The 25,600-nt window shown below is 49.6% G+C and carries 22 protein-coding genes and 1 riboswitch; of the genes, 15 read left to right on the forward strand and 7 right to left on the reverse strand.

Going from position 1 to position 25,600, the window contains the following annotated elements:
* Positions 1-12: 12 nt before the first annotated feature.
* The 4 genes from FHS17_RS10290 to FHS17_RS10305 all read right to left on the reverse strand — a co-directional run bounded on the left by FHS17_RS10290 (position 13) and on the right by FHS17_RS10305 (position 5,618).
* The gene (locus tag FHS17_RS10290; RefSeq protein ID WP_167278329.1) at positions 13-2,217 is read right to left on the reverse strand and encodes an MMPL family transporter; all 2,205 of its coding nucleotides are present in this window, start codon (positions 2,215-2,217) and stop codon (positions 13-15) included.
* A gap of 27 nt (positions 2,218-2,244) precedes the next feature.
* Entirely contained in the window at positions 2,245-2,892 is a 648-nt protein-coding gene (locus tag FHS17_RS10295; RefSeq protein WP_167278330.1) for a TetR/AcrR family transcriptional regulator, read from the reverse strand.
* A gap of 618 nt (positions 2,893-3,510) precedes the next feature.
* Positions 3,511-4,359 carry an aldo/keto reductase gene (locus FHS17_RS10300; RefSeq protein WP_167278331.1) on the reverse strand — a complete coding sequence of 283 codons (849 nt, stop codon included), beginning with the start codon at positions 4,357-4,359 and terminating at the stop codon, positions 3,511-3,513.
* A gap of 50 nt (positions 4,360-4,409) precedes the next feature.
* Positions 4,410-5,618, reverse strand: coding sequence for an MFS transporter (locus tag FHS17_RS10305; RefSeq protein WP_167278332.1), 1,209 nt, complete (start codon positions 5,616-5,618; stop codon positions 4,410-4,412).
* A 157-nt stretch (positions 5,619-5,775) separates the two neighbouring features.
* On the opposite strand from FHS17_RS10305, the gene FHS17_RS10310 reads away from it, so the two are divergent.
* Complete coding sequence (locus FHS17_RS10310; RefSeq protein WP_167278333.1) at positions 5,776-6,147, forward strand: winged helix-turn-helix transcriptional regulator; 372 nt, start codon at positions 5,776-5,778, stop codon at positions 6,145-6,147.
* A gap of 67 nt (positions 6,148-6,214) precedes the next feature.
* Here the strand turns inward: FHS17_RS10310 and FHS17_RS10315 are convergent, their stop codons facing one another.
* Positions 6,215-9,970, reverse strand: a complete 3,756-nt coding sequence (locus FHS17_RS10315) for a DUF7507 domain-containing protein (protein ID WP_167278334.1) — start codon at positions 9,968-9,970, stop codon at positions 6,215-6,217.
* 444 nt (positions 9,971-10,414) lie between these two features.
* Here FHS17_RS10315 and FHS17_RS10320 point away from each other — a divergent pair, with 444 nt between their 5' ends.
* The 3 genes from FHS17_RS10320 to FHS17_RS10330 all read left to right on the forward strand — a co-directional run bounded on the left by FHS17_RS10320 (position 10,415) and on the right by FHS17_RS10330 (position 13,595).
* A complete protein-coding gene (locus FHS17_RS10320; RefSeq protein WP_167278335.1) occupies positions 10,415-10,897 on the forward strand; it encodes a DUF6530 family protein in 483 nt (160 codons plus the stop codon).
* Positions 10,898-11,020: 123 nt separating this feature from the next.
* Positions 11,021-12,796: an AAA family ATPase gene (locus FHS17_RS10325; protein ID WP_167278336.1), complete on the forward strand. Its 1,776-nt coding sequence runs from the start codon at positions 11,021-11,023 to the stop codon at positions 12,794-12,796.
* 88 nt (positions 12,797-12,884) lie between these two features.
* On the forward strand, positions 12,885-13,595 hold the full coding sequence (locus tag FHS17_RS10330) for an HAD family hydrolase (RefSeq protein ID WP_167278337.1): 711 nt from the start codon (positions 12,885-12,887) through the stop codon (positions 13,593-13,595).
* A 37-nt stretch (positions 13,596-13,632) separates the two neighbouring features.
* Here the strand turns inward: FHS17_RS10330 and FHS17_RS10335 are convergent, their stop codons facing one another.
* On the reverse strand, positions 13,633-14,046 hold the full coding sequence (locus FHS17_RS10335) for a hypothetical protein (protein WP_167278338.1): 414 nt from the start codon (positions 14,044-14,046) through the stop codon (positions 13,633-13,635).
* Positions 14,047-14,309: 263 nt separating this feature from the next.
* On the opposite strand from FHS17_RS10335, the gene rbsK reads away from it, so the two are divergent.
* The 9 genes from rbsK to FHS17_RS10380 all read left to right on the forward strand — a co-directional run bounded on the left by rbsK (position 14,310) and on the right by FHS17_RS10380 (position 21,740).
* Positions 14,310-15,239 carry a ribokinase gene (gene rbsK, locus FHS17_RS10340; RefSeq protein ID WP_167278339.1) on the forward strand — a complete coding sequence of 310 codons (930 nt, stop codon included), beginning with the start codon at positions 14,310-14,312 and terminating at the stop codon, positions 15,237-15,239.
* Between the two features lie 93 nt (positions 15,240-15,332).
* Positions 15,333-16,064, forward strand: coding sequence for a polysaccharide deacetylase family protein (locus tag FHS17_RS10345; protein ID WP_167278340.1), 732 nt, complete (start codon positions 15,333-15,335; stop codon positions 16,062-16,064).
* 138 nt (positions 16,065-16,202) lie between these two features.
* Positions 16,203-16,694 (forward strand): hypothetical protein, encoded by a 492-nt coding sequence (locus FHS17_RS10350; protein WP_167278341.1) that lies wholly within the window; start codon positions 16,203-16,205, stop codon positions 16,692-16,694.
* Positions 16,695-16,853: 159 nt separating this feature from the next.
* The gene (locus FHS17_RS10355) at positions 16,854-17,114 is read left to right on the forward strand and encodes a hypothetical protein (protein ID WP_167278342.1); all 261 of its coding nucleotides are present in this window, start codon (positions 16,854-16,856) and stop codon (positions 17,112-17,114) included.
* Between the two features lie 462 nt (positions 17,115-17,576).
* On the forward strand, positions 17,577-18,281 hold the full coding sequence (locus FHS17_RS10360; RefSeq protein WP_167278343.1) for a GntR family transcriptional regulator: 705 nt from the start codon (positions 17,577-17,579) through the stop codon (positions 18,279-18,281).
* 34 nt (positions 18,282-18,315) lie between these two features.
* Entirely contained in the window at positions 18,316-19,389 is a 1,074-nt protein-coding gene (gene uxuA, locus FHS17_RS10365) for a mannonate dehydratase (protein WP_167278344.1), read from the forward strand.
* Position 19,390: 1 nt separating this feature from the next.
* A complete protein-coding gene (locus FHS17_RS10370; protein ID WP_167278345.1) occupies positions 19,391-20,239 on the forward strand; it encodes an SDR family oxidoreductase in 849 nt (282 codons plus the stop codon).
* 49 nt (positions 20,240-20,288) lie between these two features.
* Complete coding sequence (locus FHS17_RS10375) at positions 20,289-21,215, forward strand: aldo/keto reductase (RefSeq protein ID WP_167278346.1); 927 nt, start codon at positions 20,289-20,291, stop codon at positions 21,213-21,215.
* A gap of 114 nt (positions 21,216-21,329) precedes the next feature.
* Positions 21,330-21,740, forward strand: a complete 411-nt coding sequence (locus FHS17_RS10380) for a hypothetical protein (protein WP_167278347.1) — start codon at positions 21,330-21,332, stop codon at positions 21,738-21,740.
* 337 nt (positions 21,741-22,077) lie between these two features.
* Here the strand turns inward: FHS17_RS10380 and FHS17_RS31080 are convergent, their stop codons facing one another.
* Positions 22,078-22,926 carry a MerR family transcriptional regulator gene (locus FHS17_RS31080; protein WP_167278348.1) on the reverse strand — a complete coding sequence of 283 codons (849 nt, stop codon included), beginning with the start codon at positions 22,924-22,926 and terminating at the stop codon, positions 22,078-22,080.
* A gap of 297 nt (positions 22,927-23,223) precedes the next feature.
* A riboswitch (purine riboswitch) is annotated at positions 23,224-23,322 on the forward strand.
* 125 nt (positions 23,323-23,447) lie between these two features.
* Here FHS17_RS31080 and FHS17_RS10390 point away from each other — a divergent pair.
* Both FHS17_RS10390 and FHS17_RS10395 read left to right on the forward strand, forming a co-directional pair.
* Entirely contained in the window at positions 23,448-24,746 is a 1,299-nt protein-coding gene (locus FHS17_RS10390; RefSeq protein WP_167278349.1) for an NCS2 family permease, read from the forward strand.
* Positions 24,747-24,826: 80 nt separating this feature from the next.
* Positions 24,827-25,600: a protein-glutamine gamma-glutamyltransferase gene (locus FHS17_RS10395; protein WP_167278350.1), complete on the forward strand. Its 774-nt coding sequence runs from the start codon at positions 24,827-24,829 to the stop codon at positions 25,598-25,600.

Raw genomic sequence — 25,600 nt, forward strand, 5'->3', positions numbered from 1 at the left:
GAGCAGGCCAGGTTAATTCTCTTCCTTAACCTCACCAACTCTTCCTTGCTTCGAAGGCCAGAATACCCATTTGCCGATCCACACCGTCAAGGCTGGTACGAGGAAGGAGCGGACGATAAAGGTATCAAGCAGGACGCCGATAGCGGTTACCGTGCCGAATTGAACGAGTACTTGAATCGGCAGAGTGGCAAGGACGGCGAAGGTGCCTGCCAGAATAAGTCCAGCTGAAGTGATAACGCCGCCTGTTTGCGCAACGCCTTCGGTAATTGCCTGGTTAAGCGGCATCGACTTGCTCTTTTTCCAGATGCTCGACACCATAAAGATGTTGTAGTCCTCACCTAGTGCAACGAGGAAGACGAAGGCATAAAGCGGTATAAGACCTTGAATCGCATCCGCGCCAAAGAAGTAATGCAGAACAAGCCAGCCGATTCCAAGTGCACTGAAGTAGGAGAGAAGCACCGTTCCCATCAGGTACAACATCGCTATAAATGAACGAAGGTAGACGAGCAGGAGCAGAGCGATCATCCCGATAATAACGGGAATAATTCGGAAAGCATCATCGCCAGTCACCTGACGTGTATCATACTGTTCAGCCGTAGCGCCTGCGATCCATACTTTATCGGACGCATCCGTGATGCCTGCTTCCTCAAGGGTTTGTTCAGCAGCAGTGCGGATCGTTGGAATCATATCCAGCGCTTCAATAGAGTATGGGTTCATCTCAAGCTCAACATTATAGGACACGATATTGGCATCACGCGTATTCTGAACAGGTTCAGATACATCGCTGATATTCGCTAATTCCCCAAGCTTCTGATCAAGCGGCAGCTCCTTGCCATCTGCTTGCACGAGTACTTGAACCTTCGCAAGACTGCCCTCCGAGAAATGATCACCAATCAACGTAAACCCTTCACGTGATGGCATATCTTCTGGGAAAGTGGACAGTGTATCATACGTAAATTTGATTTGAGTCGAAAAAGCTGCCGTTATTCCGAGCACGATTAGCGTTGAGATCGCGATCGTTTTTGGCCGCTTCACAATGGCTTCGCCTAAGCGCATACCAAAGCTGGATTTTGTTTTGGCCGCAGGAAGCGGCTTGTTTTTCTGTGCGGCACGGGCAGCCTGCATTTCCGGTGTACGTGGTACAAACGGATAGAAGGAGGCGCGGCCAAGAATAGCAAGCAGAGCCGGAACAAGCGTAACACTTGCGATCATCATAATCAGAATAGACAAGCTGAACGGCACAGCGAAGCGGTGAATCGCACCGTATTGCGCCAGCAGTAGGGCGAGCAGGGACATCACAACCGTCAGACCACTCATCGTAATCGCACCGCCGGAATCGCTGAGCGCTTTGAGCAGTGCTTTCTTTTTATCAGACTCTGTTGTTAAAACGCTGCGGAAGCGGGCAATAAGGAAGAGGCAGTAGTCTGTTCCTGCGCCGAACAGCAGCACCGTCATAATGGATAAGCCTTGTGAATCATAAGATATCCAACCCTCATCGGCCATCCAGCCGAGAATCGGTCCAGTTAAACCATAAGCGAAGCCAACGGCCACAAGAGGGATAAGAGCAAGAATAGGAGAACGGTAGATTAATAATAGAATGATCAGGACAAGTAAAGTGGTTGCAATCAACAGGGAGACGTCAGCACCTTTGAACAAAGTGGTCGCATCTACGCCAATCCCGGCAGGTCCGGTGATGCGTCCGACAAGTCCTTCATCTTCCAAGTCCATATCAAACGGTTTGGTCGTAAAAAGGGTGTTCGCGTCAGCCTCCAGCTGCTCCAAGCTGATCTTTAAGTCATCGGAGGAAGCATTTTTATCGAAAACTACCGTTTGAAGCATTGTTGTACTATCTTCAGACAGCATGGCCTTCAGAGCAGGAAGCGGCATCTCATGAAGAGGTGGCAGCTCTGTCTGATAAGGCAATGGCTCATCAGCAAGCTTCTTCGATAAAGCTTGGATCTGTACGATATCCTCATCGGACAGGCCCGTTGACCGGTGCCAAGCTATAATTGCCGGAATCCCGTTATGTTCATTCAGGGCATCAGCCTGAACGGAGGGGGCGCTGCTCTCCAGATTGGCAGCGGCATCATCCTTGTGATCGCTTGATGACGGCAGGAAAGCATTCGCGAGACCAACGATTACGATCCATAATACAAGCGTAATCCATCGTCCGCGTTTGCCGCTGACACCGTCAGCGATACGTTTTAATCCATTCATCGTTTCTCATCTCCCTATAGCTATAAATTAGTTTCTCTCTTGTCTTCCTTCTTCTGAAGCGAGCCCGAATAGTAGAATATCGACCGTCTTTGCAGCCAATGCCTCTATCGAAACAGGACTGACGCTGCCTTTTGGAACAGGATTGTTGCTGCCTCCCGGTTTGCGTTGAATGACGCTAAGCAGGAAGAAAGCAGATGGAATCGGGTCGAGTCCAAAACTCTTGCTGCCCCGGAGACTGCCGTTTTTTTGCCCTTCTTCAAACAAGGCAGCAATCGGCAGCAGATAGCTTTCCTGCCACCACTTTGTAATAAGCTGCTGCGTTTCCGGACGAAGCTCATTGCGGATATCTCTTTCCATCTGGCTTAGATCATCGGGCATGTATTGCAGGATGTAGGCAACAAGCTTGATTAATCGATCCCGCACGGTCCCGTCTCCGGTAATGATTTCATTCATTGCTATTTTCGTTTCTTCCGTAACGGTACGCAATACCTCGGTATAAAGCGCTTCTTTGTCCGCAAAATAATGGTACATCGCTGGCTGTGTTAAGCCGCAGGCTTCGGCGATCTGGCGGGTCGTTACCGATCGGTAGCCATGCTCCATAAACAGGTCATGTGCTGTTTTGATGATCAAGGAGCGGGTTGCTTCGTCAAGAGGCTGTTTTTTTCTTCGTGCCATAACTGAATTCCCTTCTGACAGAAATACTTTAGTAGTTAATTTATCGTTTGATAAATTATAGTTGTTGAATAGATCTTATCAATTGATAAATTAAAAAGCAAGCAAATAGCGGCGAGTTCAAGCATTAGTCACATATAGCTTTAAGATCGTAATGCTCTTCTGTACTAATGAACCCTAGAATGCTTATTTCGCTCAAATAAAGCCTCCCAGGATTCTAACGAATCGTAGACACGTTATTCGGTGAAAAAGCGCTTCATATCAGCCCGATTTAGCCAAATAACGATACTGTGGTTCGTTAGATTTCAGAAGCAGCCTTAATGAGGCTAATAAGCATACTACGATTCGTTAGCGTGTAGAGGGAGGGCAATGGGAGATAGTTGGTGAAACTGTGCGAGTTGCAGAGGGGCGATAAGTGTGCCGGGAATATTTGCACGAAGAGAGGTGCGAGGTACTGAGGAAGGTAATCTGGCGGGGAGGGGACATAGTTGGCGAGAGGTGCGAAAGAGAGAAAACGAGCAAATGGTGAATAAGACAAATGCAGGTATGTAGAGTCGAGCACATGAAAAAAGGGGTTGTCCCCAAAGCCATTGGCTTGGGACAACCCCTGCTTCTCAAGTATTAGAAATCAAAGTTGTCCGGATCTGGACCAACACGTTTGTCTTCATTCAAGGCGTCGATTTGAGCGATCTCGTCAGACGACAGTTCGAAATCAAATACGCTGCCGTTCTCGATGATACGAGCTTCTTTGATCGATTTCGGAATTGTAACGACACCGTTCTGCAGATCCCAGCGCAGAATCACTTGTGCAACAGATTTGCCGTGGCGACCAGCGATTTCCGTCAATACTGGATGGTCAAGCAAACCGCCTTGCATCAGCGGGGACCAAGCTTCGAGTTGAATATTGTTCTCGCGAGTGAAGGCACGGAGATCATTTTGCGCCAGCAGCGGATGATATTCCACTTGGTCGACCATCGGTACAATCTCAGCGTCCTTCATCAGATCCTGCAGGTGATGGACATGGAAGTTGCTGACGCCAATCGCTTTAACGCGGCCTTGCTTGTAGAGGGTCTCAAGTGCACGCCATGCTTCTTTGTATTTACCTACAACTGGCCAGTGGATGAGGTACAGATCCAGATAATCCAGACCTAGCTTTTTCAGGCTTGTCTCAAAAGCAGCCAGCGTTAACTCGTAGCCCAGATCGGCATTCCATACCTTTGATGTAATGAACAGATCTTCACGAGCCACTCCGTACTCGGCCATTGCCTCGCGGATACCTTGACCTACGCCTGTTTCATTATCATAAATAGCAGCTGTATCGATGCTGCGGTATCCGTTCTTGATCGCATCTTTAACGGAGTTAACAACTACGCTGCCATCCTCTACTTTGAATACGCCAAGACCAAGCCAAGGCATAGCTACACCGTTATGAAGAACTACTTTATCGTTTAAATGCTTTGCTGTTGTCATTAAAATAACCTCCTAGATAATTTTGATGAATCATAAAGTACTTCGCATCATTAAGAAGCTTGAAGCTGTTGTTCACCTTCTGTTTCTTTCTTTTCCATCGAACGGCTCCAGGCTGTTAGAATAACAGCGCCAAACACCATAATTGCGCCGATCCAAGGGGTATGGATAAGGCCAAGCTCGTCGGTAATGATACCTCCGATATAAGCTCCGATGGCGATACCGGCGTTGAAGGCCGAGATGTTAAGGGCCGAGACGACATCAATGGATTTTGGCATATACCGTTCTGCGAGCAGAACGACATACATTTGAAGACCAGGGACATTCATGAAGGCTAATAAGCCCATCAGTGTGATCGTTACTAATGCAGCAGCGGCGTACGGTGCAGTGAACGTCAGAACGAGCAGGATAACAGCCTGCAGTGCAAACATAACAAGCAGCGCCGTAAGAGGCTTGCGATTCGCTGCCTTGCCGCCGATCAGATTGCCAATGGCAATCGCAATACCGTACAGGACCAGAATACCCGCAATCGTACTATCCTTAAACCCAGTGATATCATGGAGCAGCGGTGATAGATAAGTAAACACAACAAATGTGCCGCCATATCCAAGCATAGTAATGGCAAAAGCCAGCAGCAGCCTGCCATTCCTCAGCACCTTGAATGGCTCACTTAGCTTCGTCCGGTTTCCTTTGCGCAAATTGGATGGGACAAGCAGCATATTTGAGATTAAGGCGATTACGCCAATCGCCGCGATAGCGATAAAAGCAGTCCGCCAGCCCATATGCTGGCCAAGCAATGTGCCAAGCGGCACCCCGGTAACGGTAGCTACCGTCAGGCCTGAGAACATCATCGCAATAGCGCTCGCCCGGCGATCCTCCGAGACCAGCTCGGCGGCAATAGTGGAGCCAATCGACATAAACACACCATGCGAGAAGGAAGAGATAACGCGGGCAATGAGCAGCATCGTAATACTATTCGCGCTGGCCGCTAGTCCATTGCCAAGGATGAAGACGATCATAATGGCGATCAGCAGCGTCTTGCGCGGCACCCTTGAAGTAAGGGCAGTAAGCAGCGGAGCCCCTACGGTTACGCCAACTGCATATAAAGTAACGGATAAACCCGCTGTTGTAACGGATATGTCCAGATCTTCCGAAATGAGTGGCAATAGTCCAACACTGATAAACTCCGTTGTTCCAATTGCAAATGAGCTGATGGCAAGCGCGAGAAGCGCCAGCGCTGTGCGGCTCTGTGCGGTAACCATATGTGCACTCTCCGTTTTCGTATTGTTGTATTGACCGGCCGGTAAGTGCTATTATGGAGGCAATGCATCAATAAGACTAGTACGCACTATTTTGTAATATAGATACCAAAAAGTAATATAGGTACTTAAAAGTGCCTATTGAGTAGGAGGAACAGCAATGGGAGAGAAAAAATACAACATCTCCGTAGAAGCCACACTTGATGTCATCGGAGGTAAGTGGAAATGCGTGATCCTGTGCCATCTGACACATGGGAAGAAGAGAACCAGTGACTTCAAACGGCTGATGCCCTCCATTACACAAAAGATGCTGACACAGCAATTACGTGAGCTGGAGCAGGACGGCATCGTGAACCGGATTGTCTATAATCAGGTTCCACCAAAAGTGGAATACGAACTGACGGCATATGGAGATAGTCTTCGCCCGATCCTGGATTCCTTATGCAATTGGGGCGAGCATCATATTATTAAAGAATACGGCAGTAAGGCAGCTATGTTAGAAGATAACGTGCTTAATAATTTAGATGATTAATAATAAAAGGACGAAGCGGCCTTCAAGCAGGCTGCTTCGTCCTTTTTTGCTGTTATGAAAGTGAACGTTATTCCTCGTGATCCGAGATTAGTACCGTAACCGGATCTGATTGGACCGTGCCTGGAATGAGTGCGCCGCTAGGTGAGACGTAATTGAAGGCAAGACTTGCTCTATTCACCGTCAGCGGATTCTCTGGTTCAAACACCGCTTGAGCGGCAAAGGTTACGCGGATCGTCTGGAAGCCTCCGATTGAGCCAAGCGGAATGCCTATTGCAGGATTGGCGCCAGGTGAGCCTACTCCATCAATGGTGACACTGCCCGGGATAAACGACAAGCCGGCAGGCACAATGTCCTGCAGTACTGCATTACTTAGCGTCGTAAATTCAGGATTGTTAACGACAAGCGTGAAGATGACCGAATCACCAACAAACACTTCACTGACATTGACGGACTTAGTAACGGTTGGCGGTCTCAGCACGGTGACGGTAACTGGATTTGTGAGTATGGTTTGGTCCACGAGCTGACCATTCGGCAGTTCGAATTGCAATAAAATATCGCCGCGATTCACAAGCACGCCGGTTGGCGGATAAGACTCAACTTTCAGTATAAAAGTCACGATATTCGTTATCCCAGCGATCATTGTTCCGAGAAACAGCCCTTTATAATGGTCGGCTCCCGGCACGGAGAACCCGTTTACAGTCAAGCTGTTTGCTACGAAGGAGGAGCCCGGCGGCAAAGTATCAAACCAAGTAGCCAAGGCATTATAGGAACCGGCATTTTCTAGTTCGATCGTATAGTTAATGGTTTCTCCCACAAAGGCGGTAGACTGAAGTGCGTTTTTCCTAGCTGTAATGACCGGCTGTGTAACCCCAATTGATACCGTATTGGATACCGCTGGGGTACCGTCGACATCATCTTCCTCGAATCGGACTGTAGCGACATCGTCGATGCTTGGGAAAGGTACAGGAATCGAGGTGACCTGGGATTGGAAGGTAACCGTTGAAGTCGCTCCCGGTGCGAGTGTACCGATATTAATGCCAGTTGTAAGATCTCCAATAGCAGGAACACCGTTTACCCGTATGGATCCTGGAACTACAGACGTACCCGAAGTAACGCTGTCTGTAACAATAACATTGGTGGCCGAAATAGCTCCGTTATTCGTGACATCAATCCTATAAGAAATAATTTGACCTACGATTGCGGTTGCTACATCTGCCGACTTCACCACATCAAGTGTAAACAGTGGATTTTCTATGAGTACAACATTGGAAGTACCCGTTCCTGCGAGCGGTGTTCGGCCCGGCGGTGTATAAGTAAACGTCGCATTCGCTTGGTTGACATAAAATTGGGATGGCGGCACGGCTGTTAGAATGACGTTATAAGAGACAACAACAGCATCGCCTGGTGCAACAGGTCCAACAGGGATACCCGTGATTGGGCTGACAGCCGGAACCGAAATACCGTTAATCCAAACCGACCCTGCTACAAAGGAGCTGTATGCATTAAGCGGATCAAATAAGACCGGAACGATTTCGATATTGCCTGTATTCGTTACGGTGACCGAGTAATTGACGATATCTCCCACGTTTGCTTCGGCGACGCCGGCCCGCTTGACTAGAGTGATAACAGGCTGCACGACCGGTTCCGTGACCTCGTTGGAGTAGGAGGTACCTGTAAAGGTGCCTGAGGTGAAGTTTTCCACGGCCTGATTGACAAGCACAGGTGGATCAGGCAAGAAGTCGACTCTGACTTGGAAGGTCTGGATGATGGTTGTATTGGCAGGCAGAACAGCAACGGCAATACCGGTTATAGGACTGGCACTAGGGAATGGCACACCATCAATCGTTACACTTCCCGGTATAAAGGTACTCCCGACAGGGATATTGTCCGTTAAAATAACGTTGGTCAAAGGAGTTGCGTTATTGTTGGTCGCCGTAACCGTATACGTAAGGATATCGCCTACCACAACGCTTGGAAGATTAGCTGTTTTGACCGTCGTGAGCATTGGAGAACTGACCGGAATATTAACCTGATTCGATGGAGTTACACCACTTATCGTACGACCGTCGGGCAGAGTAACGACATAGGCTGTCTTAAACAGATTGGAAATGAGGTTATTAGGCGGAACGGTATCAACAAGAAGCTGATACGTAATAGTAACGACTTGAACAAGAGCAAGAACGCCGATATCAATTCCGATATTCGGATTATCACTAGGCACATTTACACCGTCTACAAATACGCTTCCGCTGACGAAGCTGGTACCTACGGGAATTGGATCGGTGACAATCCCGGCAAACGGAATGTTACCAACGTTGGTAATCGTCAGGGTATACGTAATAATATCGCCCACCAAAGCAGCTGCCAGGTCCGCTTCTTTTTCCAGCACAAGAAGGGGCAGGAAGACAGGGATATTTACGAAATCGGAAGGCACAACCGTTGAGATTGGCGGGGCATCCGGTGTCGCTTGGAAGGTATAAGCAACCGTTGCCTGATCTCTCAGAACAGGCGGAGTAGGCAAGGAGACAACCAGTACCTTGAACTTGACGGTAACGACTTGCCCTGCCGTAAGGGTACCAAGCGGCACACCAAGCACAGGGTCTTCATCGACCACCATTCCGTTTACCGTTACGCTTCCCGCTACTAGCTCCGTATTGGCAATCGCTGTATCGAACATAACGACAGAAGTTGTATTGACCATGCCAGTATTCGTGACAACCACGGTATATTCAACGATATCGCCAATGACAGTAGCTATGGAATCCGCCGTCTTAACAACGGTAATCTGAGGCTGCTGAATATCGATTTGCAGGCCGACGGAATCAACCAGATAACCGTCCCCGCTTGTTGTTAACCGAAATACGGCGGAGGTCTGGGCGTTTTGCAGCGTAGAGGATACCGTCACATTCGTAATATCCCAGCCTTGCCGCCCCCCTATAATATTGGAGCCTGGAGAGCCGTTCACCTGGTTACGTGTGCCGAAGGTTCCAGTCGTATCAAGCGTACCGTCGTTTTTATTAATTTGCGATGCGAAAAAGTTATTGGCAAAGTTGTTTGGTCCGGATAGGACCACTACGCTGCCTGCAGTTGGTCCGAACAGCATTTGATCGCCGGACTTGTTCGCATCTCCTTCTTGTGCTCCAACCAAAGCCCGGCCATTAAGGGCTCCGGCAAATGGGGTTGCAAAACCGGTTATGACGGTATCGACCGGTCCTTGTGAAGCTTGAATGACGGTTGCCCCAACCCGTAAAGAGAGATTTCTCAGCGGCTGAGTCGCATCCTGATAGAAGACGGCTAAGGTCCATCCCGCATGGTTGGAGGTGGGATCAGGAATAACAATCGTTCCCACCACTCCGCCTGTCGTATACGTTCCTGCGCCGCCAGCGGATACAAGCGATGTGACATCCGCTGAACGGACATAGGCATTTGTTCCCACACTAAGCGTAACCTCTTGAGCTGTAGCCGGATCAGGGACGATGCTGAAGGTTCCAGCAGGGGTCGTCAAGCTGACGGCATTATTAATGAATGCACTCAGGTTAACACCGTTATTAATGTACGTACCTCCCCAGATCAGCTCGGCATACAGCACGGTTGCCCCTGGCGGAAGGATCAATATAGCCGATGAACTGTCCAGCGTAAAGTTTCCCGTAGTCCCGGCTGGATAAGTACCGAAGGTGAGTCCCGTATTGGTCGTCACAAAAGCCCCGATACTATCCACGGTACCCGGTGCACCTACCGTCTCAGATCGGCTTAAACCCAAGGTGTTTCCTGTAAAAGTTGCGGCTCCTGTCCGATTAAGAAAGAATCGATTCACAAAAGGCATCCTCGTTGAGCCTCCTTTGTACGCAAATGAACGCAAATACTGATAACTATGATCACTTCAGACAAATAGACTAAGTGAGACTGGTCCATAGTTGTACGTTTTTGTAAAAAAGGATATCCGATCCCATTGGTATATTTTTCTTACATTATATGGGGTATGAATGGGCGATCTTGGCCTATTTTGTGAGCGGGTAGGCATTCAAACAGTCTATCCATGTTCACCCACATATGCTGGCATTAAGAGGCGAATTCATGAGACACTAATCAACGTTCTGCTAAAATAGGGCAGTATATATGGGGCATTCATGGTCTTTTGAGGCTATGGATGCTCTGTTATTTTAGGCATACATAAATTTGACGATGGTAAGGCAGGTACAGTATAATCGAACTACTAATTTAGTAATTTAGTAAATAACATAAATGAACAATAGACGGAGGAATAAAGATGAAGATCCCTACTACTTTAAAACATAAGCCAGTTATCGTATCCGAAAATTACGAGAAGGTTGATGGCAGGTATGCCGAAAATACCGATGCGAAGGGGCTGTCCCTTGGTCTTGCCCAGTGGAATGATAGAGGAAAGGTAGAGATCTCGGCCAAGGTATGGCGTTATACGGGGGAGAAATGGTCACGTCAATCCGAAGAACTGCCGCTTCACCGCGTCCTTGATCTTGCGATCCTTGTCACACGTTCGATGCAGCATTTCCGTGAGGACTCGTATCGGTACGAGAATCTATATGATCCAAACAATCCAACGCTGGACCGGATTGGCCTGCAGGGAGACGCGATGACGGTAGAGGTATGCACGGATAATGAGAAAATTAATCAAGATATTAAGCTGTTCAGCCAGGCACTTAGTGATGATGATGAGCTGAACGGTGAGCGGCTGCGGACGTTGTCCCGTATTTTGAAAGAGCTTGGTTATTAATAGATGTTCGTCCTTCTGACGAAGGATGTTAATCTTCTTCCGCTTGATGCTTCATGAGAATGTTAGTCATGGCGCGGAATGTCATTTCATAGAATATGGCATACCGTAAAAGGAAGTGAAGCCATGAGGAGTTATCAGTGGATCAAGTGGCGTAGATTCCTCCTCAGGCTCGTAGTCCTCGTCATCTTGGTTTCGCTTATATGGGCTGGAGGACCGTCGGTTTGGGGAGTCACGCTTAGCATTGCAGGCTTTGTGCTCAGTATGCTGTATGCCGTTTTCTTCATGATCATCCAGTTCGTTGCCTTATTCTGGTTCCTTGCGAGAGGGCGGACATACTGGATTTTACCAGGGGAGACCGGCGCCACTTGGGATGATTATCGGGGCAACCCGGAGATCGTGGAGAATGCCAAGCGGATTGTCAGCCTGCTGAAAGGCGTGAAGGATTTCAAGAAGATGGGCGGCGAAGCCATTCGGGGCCTTTTGCTCTGCGGACCGCCAGGAACGGGGAAATCTTATTTGGCGCAAGTGATTGCGAACGAGGCACAGGTACCGTTCGCTTACGCTTCAGCTCCCAGCTTTCAAAACATGTTTTTTGGCGTCGGCAACATGAAGGTCATGCGCATCTACAAAAAAGCCCGTAAGCTTGCCACTATGTACGGGGCGTGCATTATTTTCATCGATGAAGTGGATGCCATTGGCATGAGCCGGCAAGGCGGCGGTGGCGGCGGTATGGGGATGCTCGGTATGGGCGGCGGAACAGGACTCCTCAACGAGCTGCTTCTGCAGATGGACCCTCCGAACCTCGACAGCTCGAAGTTCAAGAAATTTCTTCGGCAGCTCGGCTTGCTGCGGAAGAAGGCAGAACGTCCGCCTGTCCTTACTATTGCGGCAACGAACCTGCCCGATGTGCTCGATCAGGCCCTGCTGCGCCCAGGACGCTTCGACCGTCAGCTATGGGTGGACTCGCCGGATTATGACGGACGTGTAGACGTATTTGGCTACTATCTCAAAAAGGTGAAATGCGATCCGACGCTTACACCAGAGAAAGCCGCGCTTGATACAATCGGGTACAGTCCGGCGCAGATCAAGCATATTGTTAATGAAGCAGTCGTTATTGCGCATCAGCGGGGTGCGCAGGAAGCGGGCTATGAAGATTTCCGTGCTGCGATGGAGACCTATGAATGGGGGCTCAAGCAGCCACTTCGCTCAATGAAGGATGATGAGAAGCGGAACGTTGCTTATCATGAAGCCGGGCATGCTGTCGCCCAGTTTCTGCTTAAGCCTCATGACCGGGTATGGAAGGTTACCATTATCCGCCGGGGCGGATCGCTTGGGCTTGCGGCTACGAAGCCGATGCATGAGCGGTATAATCGGAGCGACAGTGAGATTCTGGCGCATATCCAGGTCTGTCTTGCTGCCCGTGCGGTAGAGGAAGAGTTCCTCGGGAAGAAACTGAACGGAGTAACCTCTGATCTCAGGCAGGCAACGGAAAGTGCGGGGGCTTATCTTGGCATGGTTGGGATGGGCGATGAGCTGTACAGCTTCCTCGCAGCCGGATCAAGATTGGATGCGCTCAAGGCACTCCGTCCTCAGATTAATGAGCTGCTGAAGGATCAGATGCAGCAAGTGAAGAAGCTGGTTAAGGATCATGCCGACTTTGTTCATCGCATCGCTGAAGATCTGCTGCGGTATGGTGATTTGACCGGTGAGGAGATCGAGCAGATCTATAAGGATTTGTACGGCAGAGCCCGTCCGGAGCCGTCCGAGGTCAAGTTAACCGTCACAGCTTCGGTCAAGGAAGTTCAACCATCACCTGCCCACCTGATTGAGGAAGAAGAAGCGGAAGAGGAAAAGGAAGATCCGGATTCTGAGCCTGAACATCGGGAACCTGAATCGTAACTGATAAGAAGACCCAGCTCACGCGGCTGGGTCTTTTGCTGCTCCGATGTTACAATAAGGGACATAGCAAGAGAGGAGCGGTTGTAACTTGATAAAAGGTGTATTTTTTGATGTAGACGATACGTTGTACGATCATTTATCCCCCTTCCGTCAAGCCGTAACGGCGATTGTCGGCGAGCGGGAAGGATTCTCCTATGAAGAGGCGTATCATCGGATGCGTTATTACAGTGATATGCTGTCACTGGAGATGGGCGGAGCAGGTGTCATGGAGAGCGGGGCAAGCACGGAGCTGATGCGCCGCCGCAGATTCGAATTATCCCTTGCGGAATTTGGGATTACGCTGAGCGAGGAGCAAGCTTCTGCCATGCAGGCAGCTTATATCGGCTGTCAGTTTAACATTACGATGTTCGAAGGTGCCAAGGAGCTGATAGAGAGGCTGGTGAAATTCGGTTATGTAGTGGGTTTGCTGACCAATGGTGCAGAGAATCATCAGTTGAAGAAGATTCGAGCTATGGAGCTGGATCATCTTATCCCGCCGGAGAGGCAGTTCATATCTGGCAAGGTTGGATGGGACAAGCCAGATACGAGAGTGTTTGCCCATGTGAATGAAATGACCGGGACAAGGCCGGAGAACAGCATCTATATCGGTGATTCCTGGCGAAATGACGTTATAGGTGCATTGGAGGCGGGCTGGTCAGTCATCTGGTTCAACCACCGCGGAGCAAATCCTGAATCGATGGAGCATGCCCCAACTCATACGGCGGTTACCTATGAACAATTAGCCCAGCTGCTTCTATAGAAAGAAGACCCGGATCGGAGGTTCCGGGTCTCTTTGCTTACTTGCAGTGTTTTTTGTGAGCTTTTTTAACCGTTTTGTGCAGTTCAGCTTGTGTGAAGCGCTGAGCAGCGACCAGGTTGCCTTCAGCGTCCTTGCCCCAAGCGGATACAAGAACTTTTTTGCTGAACGTTACGAAACGAACTTCGTATTGTACAAGTTCAGCTACATCAAGAACGGCAAAGCCTGAAGAAAGAGGAGCAAGGCTTAATGTTCTTGTTGCAACAAGCTTTTTATGGCCGTTCAGACGATACAGACGAATGATGACTCTAGCACGTTTGCAGTTGCTGTTGTTTAGCGCTTTAGCATACACCGTTTCAGAAGCGCCAGGTGTGGCGCCGCCGCCAATTGTGTTTTCAACTGGACCAGTAGAATATACATAGATGAATCCCATTATTTTATCACTACCTTTCATTTGAAGATTAATAGCCTCCATCATCCGCGAATAATCGAAAATCTGATTGCCGGCCTATCATTAATCCCCTTTATTAGACAGGAAAATGGATTCTACTATGCTATTAAGTTATGCTCAGCGCAGAAAAAGTTACTAGATTCGAGACCACTAATCTATGAAATGGACGTTTTACCCGCCTATTTATTAGGGGGAGGGAGTCCGATTGCTATTTTCCATTTGCTGTGGTATAGTCGCCGCAATTAAGAAGAAGGAAGGGATCAGCTGTGAGCAGACCAAAGCTTGTCGTCATAGGCAGCTTGAATATGGATATTGTTGTGGAGACCAAAGCTTACCCACAGGTAGGCGAGACGATCACTGGAGAGCGTGTCCGCTTCATTCCTGGCGGTAAGGGGGCGAATCAGGCGGTTGCGGGAGCACGTCTTGGCGCTCATACGGCAATGATCGGCGCAGTAGGAGATGATGCTTTTGGTGAGGAGCTGCTTGCGAGTCTTCAAAAGGACGGTGTAGATATTGCCGGTGTACGGCGGGTTTCTGGCACAGCGTCGGGTATTGCGTCGATTTATGTGGCAGAGGGTGACAACAGTATTGTTGTGGTTCCTGGGGCAAATGGTCTTGTGGATCCGGCAGATATCGATCGCTGTGAGGACAAGCTGAAGGAAGCAGATATCGTGCTGCTGCAGCTCGAAATTCCGGTGGAGACGGTGCTGTATGCAGCACGTAAAGCGAAGTCGCTTGGCAAGCTTGTTGTTCTTAATCCTGCACCTGCTCAGGAGCTGCCGGAGGAGCTGTTTGGTCTGGTCGATTACTTTACGCCAAACCGGACAGAGCTTAGCGGATATACCGCAATGAGTGCGGATGGAGATTCGCTTGAGCCGGCCATTCACCGAATGATGGAGCTTGGCGCTGCACATGTCGTAACCACGCTTGGTGCTAGCGGTTCGGCTTACTTGGATGAAGTCGAAGGACAGCTAGTGCGGGTTGAAGGTTATCGGATGCCGGTTGTTGATACAACTGGAGCAGGAGACTGCTATAATGCTGCATTAGCCGTAGCACTGGCTTCCGGACGGACACTAAGGGATGCTGTGGAATACGCATCTATGGCATCGGCGCTGGCGGTTACCAAATTCGGCGCGCAGACCGGTATGCCAACAGAGGACGAAGTTACTCGCTTTGCAAAGGAACAAGGGAAATAATCACGTGAAGTACTTTCTCTGGATAGGGATATGGCGGCACAATTGCGGAATAATACCTGTGATGCCATCCTAAGGAGGAGTAACGCTATTGCTATGAAACGACTCGTATTGGGTGCGGCGGTAACGGCGCTGTTATGCGGTTTTACTGCCCCGGAAGTGACCAAAGACAGAGCTTATTATGAAAGCCGCGGTGAGATCATTTGGGAAGTTCCAGGTGAGAGCAAGAAGATCGCGCTTACGTTTGATGACGGTCCATATCCGGTAACAACGGAACCGATTCTGGATCTTTTGAAGGAATATCATGCGAAGGCTACTTTCTTCGTTGTAGGTACTCGGGTAGAAAGTTTCCCGGAGACGGTGAAGAGGGAAATCGCTGAGGGGCATGAGGTCGCGAACCATACATTTAACCATGTGTATTTCCTGCAGAAAAAGAACACCGAAACGATGCAAAGTGAAATCGTCAGGACAGAGCAGGCTTTAGAGCAGTTGACCGGCAAGAAGCCCTTATTGTTCCGCCCGCCGGGCGGTTTTTATAATGAGCAGATGATTGCCGTCGCCAAAAAGTACGGCTATACCACAGTGTTATGGTCATGGCATCAGGATACGAATGACTGGCGTGCTCCCGGCGTGCAAAAAATCGTAAACAAAGTGCTGAACAATGCCCGTAACGGAGACATTATTCTGCTCCACGACTATGTTCCGCGCTCGATGCAGACCGTGGAAGCCTTGAAGCTGATTCTGCCGGAGCTGCAGAAGCGAGGGTTCGAGATGGTCACGGTGTCGGACCTGATTCATAATCGAGATAGTGTATTGAATCCTTATTAAACCGCAGGTAAAATGAAAGGGAAAGGTCGAACCTTTCCCTGCTTAGAGGCATAGTTTGAACGGTGAGCCATACAATATTGTAAGCGCTATCAGTTTTTGTGGAGGATGCCAAAATACTCGGGAAAAGGTGGTATTGCGATGGGAACTCGTCTTTGGTGGGAACAATCAGTTAGACAACGTTTTCCGCATATTCGATATGTCACCATTCGCAGCTGTGGTCATCATAAAGCGATCATTTACGCATGGGACGACCAGCTTGCGTTGTCCGAAGAAGATGCCGCTAAGCTGCACCGTTATGCAAGCGAGTGGATGTCGCCTGATATTTGCGTAATGGTAAAGCCCTATAACGAAGCGGCGAAGGATCAAGTGCCCAGCGATTCACCTGATGAGGATCTCCGAAAGACTGCGCTGCGGGGCAAATTGGACCAGTCGGCCGTGTTTACGGTTTTGAACAATTTGTTCGCAGGGGTTGTTGTCTCCTTCAACCGGTATGATGTTCGTACAGGAACCGTGCATTTGGCTGCTTACAGCCACTCTCCTTTCACAGATAATGCGAAGAGCAAAATCCGTTATTATGCCGAAGAATTGATGCCGATTGGTTCAACAGTGGATGTAACCTATTACGGGTGATTAATAGGGGATGGCAGGCCGAAGTCCGGCTGACATTCCTTTTGGAAGGGGACCGGCAGCGGTCCTTTTTTTCTGTCGCGGGAAGATTCCATATCCTGTATAATCTTTGGTACATGCTTGTGGAAGTGGAAACTTTGGCAAGGGGGATCTGATCGCGGGATGAGACTGAAACGGTGGCGGACCATCAAATACGCTGCAACAGCCGCATATCTTGTTTTGATCATATTAGGCGTAACGGGGAATATTCCGAGCCGTGTATCGACTAGTCTGGTTGTGATCTTGTTAGGCATTGTCCTGTTTATTCAAGGCTATGAGGACGCCAAGCGGGGAAGAGTTGGCAGCATGCTGTTTTCTATTATTGGCGGAATTATTTGTATATCGGCTCTCACACTCATTTTGATTCTGACGGAGTTTAGTTAGCGGCAGGCTGGATATGGGCGAAAAGCAGCAGGGCGGACGAGCTTTACGCTCTGGCGTATCGTTTAGGGTAGCTAATTAGTGGGTTGAGAGGGACTTAACGATGCGCGGCATCGTTAAGGGGTGCTCGAACGGGTGGATATGGGCGAAAAGCAGCAGGCGGACGAGCTTAACGCTCTCGCACATCGTTAAGGTAGCTAATTAGTGGGTTTGAGAGGGGCTTAACGATGCGCGACATCGTTAAGAGGTGCTCGAACAGGTGGTTATGGGCGAAAAGCAGCAGGGAGGACGAGCTTTACGCTCTCGCTACGTATCGTTAAGGGGGCACGAACTGGTGCCAGATCGCGCCGCAGTGAGAGCTCCCCTCCAGCCTCCCGAGAAACAAAAAAATTTAGGTCTTTACTTGTATACAAGAATACAAGTAAAGTAGAAGACAGGAAACATGCAGGAAAGGAGGCGGCATAGATGACGTTATTATCGCCGCTGCAGCCGCAGAAGCAGCGCAAGACGCTAGGCGACCAGATCTATGAATCGATCCGGGAGAGCATCGTTTCATTCCGGCTTGCACCGGGCACGATGATTTACGAGAATGAGCTGGCCGATTCGATGAAGGTAAGCCGCACACCGGTGCGGGAAGCCATCCGGCTGCTCGTCAACGAACAGCTGCTGGAGGTGCTGCCGCAGCGGGGCACGCGAATCGCGCTTATCTCGGCGCGTAAGGTTAGCGAGGCCCGTTTTATCCGGGAGCAGCTTGAGCTTGGAGCCTTCAAACTTGCAGCAGCCAAATGGGGCGAACGTGACCGAACCGTTGAAAGCGCTTCGATCGAAACGCTGTTGAAGCAGCAGCAGGCTGCATCAGATGCGAAAGATATTGCACAGTTTCTGCAGCTGGACGAGGCTTTTCACCGCGCAATTCTTGAGATTGCCGGAAATGATACACTGCTGCAGATGATCTATTACATGCGTGGGCATCTCAATCGGGCAAGATATCTGGCTATGGACCAATTTGGCCACACCGATCGTGTAATAGAAGAGCACCGTCTCTTGTTTGAGGCGATTCGCGAGGGAAGCGAGCAGCTAGTGGCTGAGCGCCTTGCGCAGCATATCCGTAAGCTGGACAACGAGCTGCCGCAATTGCGGGAAGCTCATCCGGATTATTTTATGGACTAACGATAACGAACGATCTTGGGGAGGATGAATGGACATGAAAATGACATTTCGTTGGTATGGGGAAGGTAATGACTCCGTCTCACTTAAGCAAATTAAACAAATTCCAGGCGTTGAGGGCCTCGTATGGGCACTGCATGACGTTCCGGCAGGCGAAGAATGGCCAATGGACAAAATTATGGCATACAAGAAGCTTGCTGACGAGAATGGCTTCCATCTGGAAGTAGTCGAAAGCGTAAACGTACACGAGGACATTAAGCTTGGTCTGCCTACAAGAGACAAATATATTGAGAACTACAAACGTACAATTGAGAAGCTGGCGACAGTTGGCGTTAAAGTGATCTGTTACAACTTCATGCCGATCTTCGATTGGATGCGGACGGATCTGTTTAAAGAAATGGAAGACGGCTCTACTGCGCTGTTCTTCGACAAAGCTAAAGTTCTGAGCATGAGCGCAGAAGAGCTGGTTGAGAACATCGCTGGCAATTCCGCCTACTCGATGCCGGGCTGGGAGCCGGAGCGCCTGAAGCATCTGGCACCGCTGTTCGAAGCGTATAAAGACGTGACAGAAGAGGACCTCTTCAACAACCTGCAATACTTCCTGGAGCAGGTCGTTCCTGTAGCCGAGAAGCATGATATCAAGATGGCCATCCACCCGGATGATCCTCCTTATTCGGTATTTGGTCTGCCACGCATCGTGACGAATCGCGATAACCTGGCAAGATTGCTGAAGCTGGTGGACAGCCCTTCGAACGGCTTGACGCTTTGCAGCGGTTCGCTTGGCGCGAATCCGGACAATGATATTCCAGCGCTCGTACGTGAATTTGCGGACCGTATTCCCTTTGCCCATATCCGTAACGTTCGCGTGTATGAGAATGGTGATTTTATCGAGACTTCCCACAAATCGAGCGATGGTACTGTTGATATTGCCGAAGTCGTAAGAGCGTACCATGAGAGTGGATTCCAAGGTTATGTGCGTCCTGACCACGGTCGTCATATTTGGGATGAAGAGTGCCGCCCAGGCTACGGTCTGTATGACCGCGCGCTTGGCATCATGTATCTGTGGGGCGTATGGGATGGACTCGAACGGAATAGAAAGGGGAATGCCTAACATGGTACCTAATCATGAGAATTTAGCTGGAAAAGTTGCAGTCATTACTGGAGGAAGCGGCGTGCTCTGTGCGGAGATGGCTAAAGAGCTTGGACGCCAGGGCGTGAAGGTTGCGATCCTGAACCGTACCGCGGAAAAAGGTGAGGCTGTAGCACGTGATATTCGCGAAGCCGGTGGAACAGCGATTGCTGTTGCCTGTAACGTGGTGGATGCGGAGAGCGTGAAGCAGGCAAGTGCGATTGTACTTGAGTCGCTTGGCAGCTGCGATATTCTGATCAATGGTGCCGGCGGCAACCATCCGGACGGCATTACGACAAAGGAAACTTTCCATCCAGACGATCTGGAGAACCCGGACGTTACGACCTTTTTTGATCTGAAAAAAGAAGGCTTTGGTTTTGTATTCGACTTGAACCTGCTAGGCACTCTTATTCCGACGCAAGTATTTGCGAAGCAAATGATCAATAAGCCAGGTGCAACGGTGATCAATATGTCCTCGATGAGCGCACCAAGCCCAATGACGAAGGTGCCTGCATACAGCGCAGCAAAAGCTGCTATCAATAACTTTACGCAATGGCTTGCCGTTCATATGGCGGATGTTGGCATTCGTGTGAATGCGATCGCTCCGGGCTTTTTCCTGACGGAACAAAACCGCAAGCTGCTCACCAATGAAGATGGCTCTTTGACAGATCGTTCGAATAAAATCATCACGCACACGCCGATGCGCCGTTTCGGCAAACCGGAAGATCTGCTTGGCACTTTGGTGTGGCTGGCTGATGACAGTGTATCCGGCTTTGTAACGGGTATTACAGTTCCGGTCGACGGCGGCTTTATGGCTTACTCTGGCGTGTAATGCTATGATAAAGGATGCAGTTTAGTGAAAATTGGAAGGAGTGGCGATTGTGAAATATCGGAGACTCGGAAGTACAGATCTTAACGTATCTATCATTGGCATCGGAACATGGCAGTTCGGAGGAGAATGGGGACGTGAATATACGCAGGGTGAAGCGGATGCGATCCTCGACAAAGGGCATGAGCTTGGCATCAACCTGATTGACACAGCAGAATGTTACGGCGATCATCTCTCAGAATCTCTTATTGGCGACTATATCAGCCGCCGCAATCGTGAAGACTGGATACTTGCAACGAAGTTCGGTCATCATTTCCATGAACGGTTTACTCGTACGGATGTGTTCGATCCGGCGGGTGTAATCGAGCAGCTGGATGCATCCTTAAAGGCATTAAAAACAGACTACATTGATCTTTATCAGTTCCATTCCGGACCTGATCACCTCTTCGATAACGATGAATTGTGGACGACATTGGACAAGCAGGTGCAGGCGGGAAAAATCCGCTTCCTCGGTACCTCGATTGGCAGCAACGCGAACATTCATCAGACGGAAGCCTCTTCCAAAGTAGGCTCCCGCGCGATTCAAGTCGTGTACAACCGTCTTGACCGTGTGCCGGAAGAGCAGGTATTCCCATCTTGTCAGCGCCAGGACCTTGGCGTACTTGCACGTGTTCCGCTCGCCAGCGGTTACCTGAGCGGTAAGTACAAGCCGGGAGCGGTGTTCAGCAGCACCGACGTGCGTCACCGGCATGATGTCGAGAGTACACAGGAGAAGCTGCGGGAGGTTGAGCGTATTCAGCGCGAAGAATTGCCGCAAGGCATGGACATGGCAAGCTGGGCGCTGGCTTGGTGCCTCAAGCATCCAGCCGTTACGGCTGTTATCCCGGGCTGCAAAGATCCGGAGCAGGTAGCGTCCAACGCGCTTGCTGCACAGCTCGCAAGTGAGCCGCATCCGCAAGACGTGAAGCTGACGAAGTAATAAATAGGGCTGGCCCATCATTGGTGAACGGCGCCTCTTGTTAGATACCATCTGACAAGAGGCGCTGCTCGGGGGCCGGCTCTTTTCTATTTTTGCTGAGGGAGAGTTATACATATGGTTAGAGTGTGGATAGTCGCATGCTTAATGGTTGTGATGCTTGCAGGCTGCGGTCAGAGTAAGGAAAAGGCTCCGGCAGCAGCGCCGGATTATACGCCGTTTTTGACGGCAGATGAAGGGGAGTTACAGGTTGTCGTCTTGGTGAAGGAGAAAGTGCAGGAAGAAACAAAGGCCGTTAATGATATGGTGGCAGCCATGGCCGGCCGGTTCACGCCAGTAATCTACGACGTACAGACAGAGGAAGGGAAAAAGGTTGCGCAGCAGTTGCAGACTGACATGAGTTATCCCGCTTATTATCTATTCAATAATCAGCAGCTATTGGCACAGGGACATGACTTAGTGCAGATCGCCCAGGCTGCGATGGATTACTCTGATCGTTTATCGATTGGGGGTAAGGCAGCTAATTGATTATACCTCTGTCGCTGTAAGGCCGGAATCAGCCTTACAGCGACAGAGTGTCACCATAAAGTTGGCTGTAAGGCCGAAATCAGCCTTACAAGCCAGATAGTAGCAGGAATTAGGCTTAATTGAGGCATTGTAAGACCGATATCCGCCGTACAGAGGCAAAAAGTCACCGCGTGCTAAGCTGTAAGGCTGAAAACAGGCTTACAGCAGGCCATCGAGCAGGCTGGACAAATAGACAAGCCAAAAAGGACCTAACCCGGTTTCACTCGGCCTGACTTCCGCGGAATGGATGCGGAGGACAGCTTGAGTGGAGGGAGTTAGGTCCTTTGTTTTACCCGTTTCAGAAGAAAAAGAACGAGCGGAAGCCGCGTTTTTTGCGTTTGCCTTCTGCTTCAGTGGATTGTGCAATCTCAAAGGCAGCACTTGGCTGCTCTGGGTTACGGATCGCTTCGATACTTGCGGCCAGCTCAGTCAGTGACTTGCGAAGCTCCTCTAATTCTTTGCGATGATGGAGCAGCTGGACGGTAACGACTTCATCGGCCTTTTGGGACAGGGCGTTCTCTATGGCATTAAGACGCTCGAGCATCGGATCTGGTTCATCGAATAGGTGAGATGAAGGACGGGTAGGGGCAGAAGGGACGGTTACTTGCGTAGCTTCATGCGATTGAACAGTATCGCTTGCTTGTGGGGCAAGAGTCATAACGCTATTCCCTCCAGCACCTGCTGCAGCATGCTCAATGCCTGTAGTAATCTCTGCTGTTGCTAGATCAACTTCACCAGGACCAGCATTACGAACGTTACCTGCACGATCAACGACGAGTACACTAGAGTTAGCATTTCGACCTAAAGCAACGGCACGTTCTACAGTAGAACCAGCGTTACTACTGACACTAGCACCATCCGCCAACGTATCAGCTTGAACTGGAGCCCCAGCTCCAACCACTTCTGCTGCTAATGCGGCCAATGCTTCTTCTTCTGCCAGCGTAGGAAGCTTAATGTCATATAACGCTGTGCCGGCATCGAGCTGGCCTTTTACCTGCCGAAGCTTGTTCATCGCGGGAGCATCAAAGATGTAGTGTCCGAACATGTCCTTCCGGAAGGATGCAGGGAAGGTGGACACCCAACGTCTGATGGTTGTTTCGCTGACGACGAGCTGCTGGGCAGCCTCTTTTGTTTTGAGTAACGTCATTTCATCACCTCATTCATTTGTCACTAGTGAGACTTATTCGTCCCCGCGAGCCAACTCCCTGCCAGCCTGACAAAGGTAGTGGTATATCGCTAAAAGAAGTGTTGATCCGATTGAATTCGCCTAAACAGGGACGATTCGTCAGCCGCAGAGGACTGTGGAACTGGAAGTTCGACGATTTGTCAGGAAGGCGAACATTTTCGACTCCACTAATCCAATAGTTCGTGAATAGACGACAAATTTCGCAAAAAAGGATTGACACCGTCTGCCCACTCCTTTAATCTTATGAAGGTTAATTGAACAACTCTAATCAGCTACATTCGTATATCCTCATCAATATGGCGTGAGGGTCTCTACAAGGAGCCAAAAATCCTAACTACGAATAAGGGATACGTGTATCTACTATCCTGAATTCGCGGCGTAGGATTTTTTTGTTTTCCCATATTTACTAATTCGCCGCCAACAAGGAGACAATAGGTAAAAAGCGTACCCAGACATTACGAACAACTCGGAGGGAACGAACAATGGAACGCCTGTTTAAATTGAAAGAGCGGGGCACTTCGATAACGACGGAATTGCTCGCCGGAGTAACGACTTTTCTAACGATGGTCTATATCGTAATCGTGAATCCCGGCGTATTAAGTGAAGCGGGAATGGACTTCCATGGCGTCTTTATCGCAACGGTTCTTGCAAGTATCGTAGCAACGCTTATTATGGGACTTTTCTCGAACTATCCAATCGCACTGGCACCTGGTATGGGCCTTAACGCGTATTTTGCTTTTACTGTAGTAGGAGGAGAAGGCGTATCGTGGCAGACAGCGCTTGGCGCCGTGTTTGTGGCGGGGGTTATCTTCATTCTGCTGTCGCTGACATCCTTCCGCTATATGCTGCTGGATGCCATCCCTACAAGCCTGAAGCATGCAATTACAGCTGGGATTGGCTTATTTATTACGTTTATTGGTCTGCAAAATGCAAAAATCGTCGTCGCTTCGCCAGCAACGCTCATTACGTTGGGTGATCTGTCACAGCCAATGACACTGCTTACGATTGTTGGCCTTATCATTTCGCTTGTCCTGATGGCCTACCGGGTCAAAGGCTTCCTGTTCATCGGTATGATCATTACCGCGATTATCGCGGCGATCACGGGTGAGATGCATCTGCCGGATACCTGGGCTTCGCTTCCTACGGGACTTAATGCGACATTTTTCCAACTGGATATTGGCGGTGTGTTCAAAAATGGTCTTTATGCCGTTATCTTCACGTTCCTGCTTATTACCCTGTTCGATACAACAGGTACGATGCTTGGCGTAGCCGAGCAGGCTGGCCTGCTGAAAGATAATAAATTCCCGCGTTCGCGCGGCGCTTTACTTGCCGATGCAATCGGAACAACAACAGGTGCCCTTCTGGGTACTAGCCCAACATCCGCTTATGTCGAGTCCAGCTCAGGTGTTGCCGTTGGCGGCAGAACAGGTCTCACAGCGATTACAGTCTGTGTGCTACTCACGCTGACGCTCTTCTTCTCACCTACGGTAGCCGTGTTGGCAGGCATTCCGGCTATCACAGCTCCGGCACTGATTATCGTAGGCTTCCTGATGATCAACGTGCTTCGCAAGATCGAATGGAATGACATCGAAGAAGCATTCCCTGCATTCCTGATCGTTGTTCTTATGCCGCTTACGTACAGCATTGCAACGGGGATTGGCGTTGGCTTTATCGTGTATCCGATTCTGAAGCTGATCCGTGGCAAAGGCAAAGACGTTCATCCGATTTTTTACGTATTTGCGGTACTGTTCTTTATCCAGCTTGCATTCTTTAGCCACTAAGCAGCAAGCAGCGGCAGAGCACCAATCAAACCCCTCACACGTACAATAACCCATGGCATGATCATGGGAGGGGTAATACAATGCTTCTGATTTCGGGCAGTGACGCCGGACAGGTTAACCCGTTTGCGTTAACGCCGGTGGAGCGTGAAGTGCTGCAGGGTAAGCAAAACAGTCCAGTCGTCTATCGCTATGCTTCAATGGATGAGCTTTATTTCGAGCTGCGCTTAAGGGATCGTATCGTGAATGCATCCAGAATGCTGCAGGACAGCCGGGCAGACTTTGCGGTATTCCGTCAATCGAGATGTAATCCGCGTTACTGGACACGTACGGACAACGGCGGATTTCAGATGAATCCAGATGTTCGGCCATCGGATGCCATTAATGATATTTTTCAAAATGGTGAGGAATATGGGTTCGAGTGCGCAACGGCAATCGTGATCGTATTGTATAAAGGTGTGCTGGATACAATTGGAGAGCAGATGTTCAACTCGCTGTTCAACCCTTTATATTTGCGGGATTGGAATCACGATAGTGACCTGTGGTTCATTACAACACATAACAAGAATGAAGCGTTGCCGGGTGATGTGATGTACTTCCGTAATCCGGACTTTGACCGGGATACACCTGAATGGCAAGGAGAAAATGTCGTTAAGCTGTCGGAAAACCTCTTCTTCGGTCATGGCATTGGGATCGAGTCAGGTGAAGAGATTATTACAGCCCTTAATAAAATGCGTGAGCCTGGCAGCATGGAGTCGGCCTATCTGGACGATCTGGTCGTTCATCCGAACTTCAAGCATCTGCAGACCATTGCTTCCCGTCAAAGCCGCTTTGCTTTAAGACTTGGGAATTTGTAA

It is taken from the genome of Paenibacillus lupini (assembly GCF_011761355.1).
In the GTDB taxonomy this organism is placed as follows: Bacteria; Bacillota; Bacilli; order Paenibacillales; family Paenibacillaceae; genus Pristimantibacillus; species Pristimantibacillus lupini.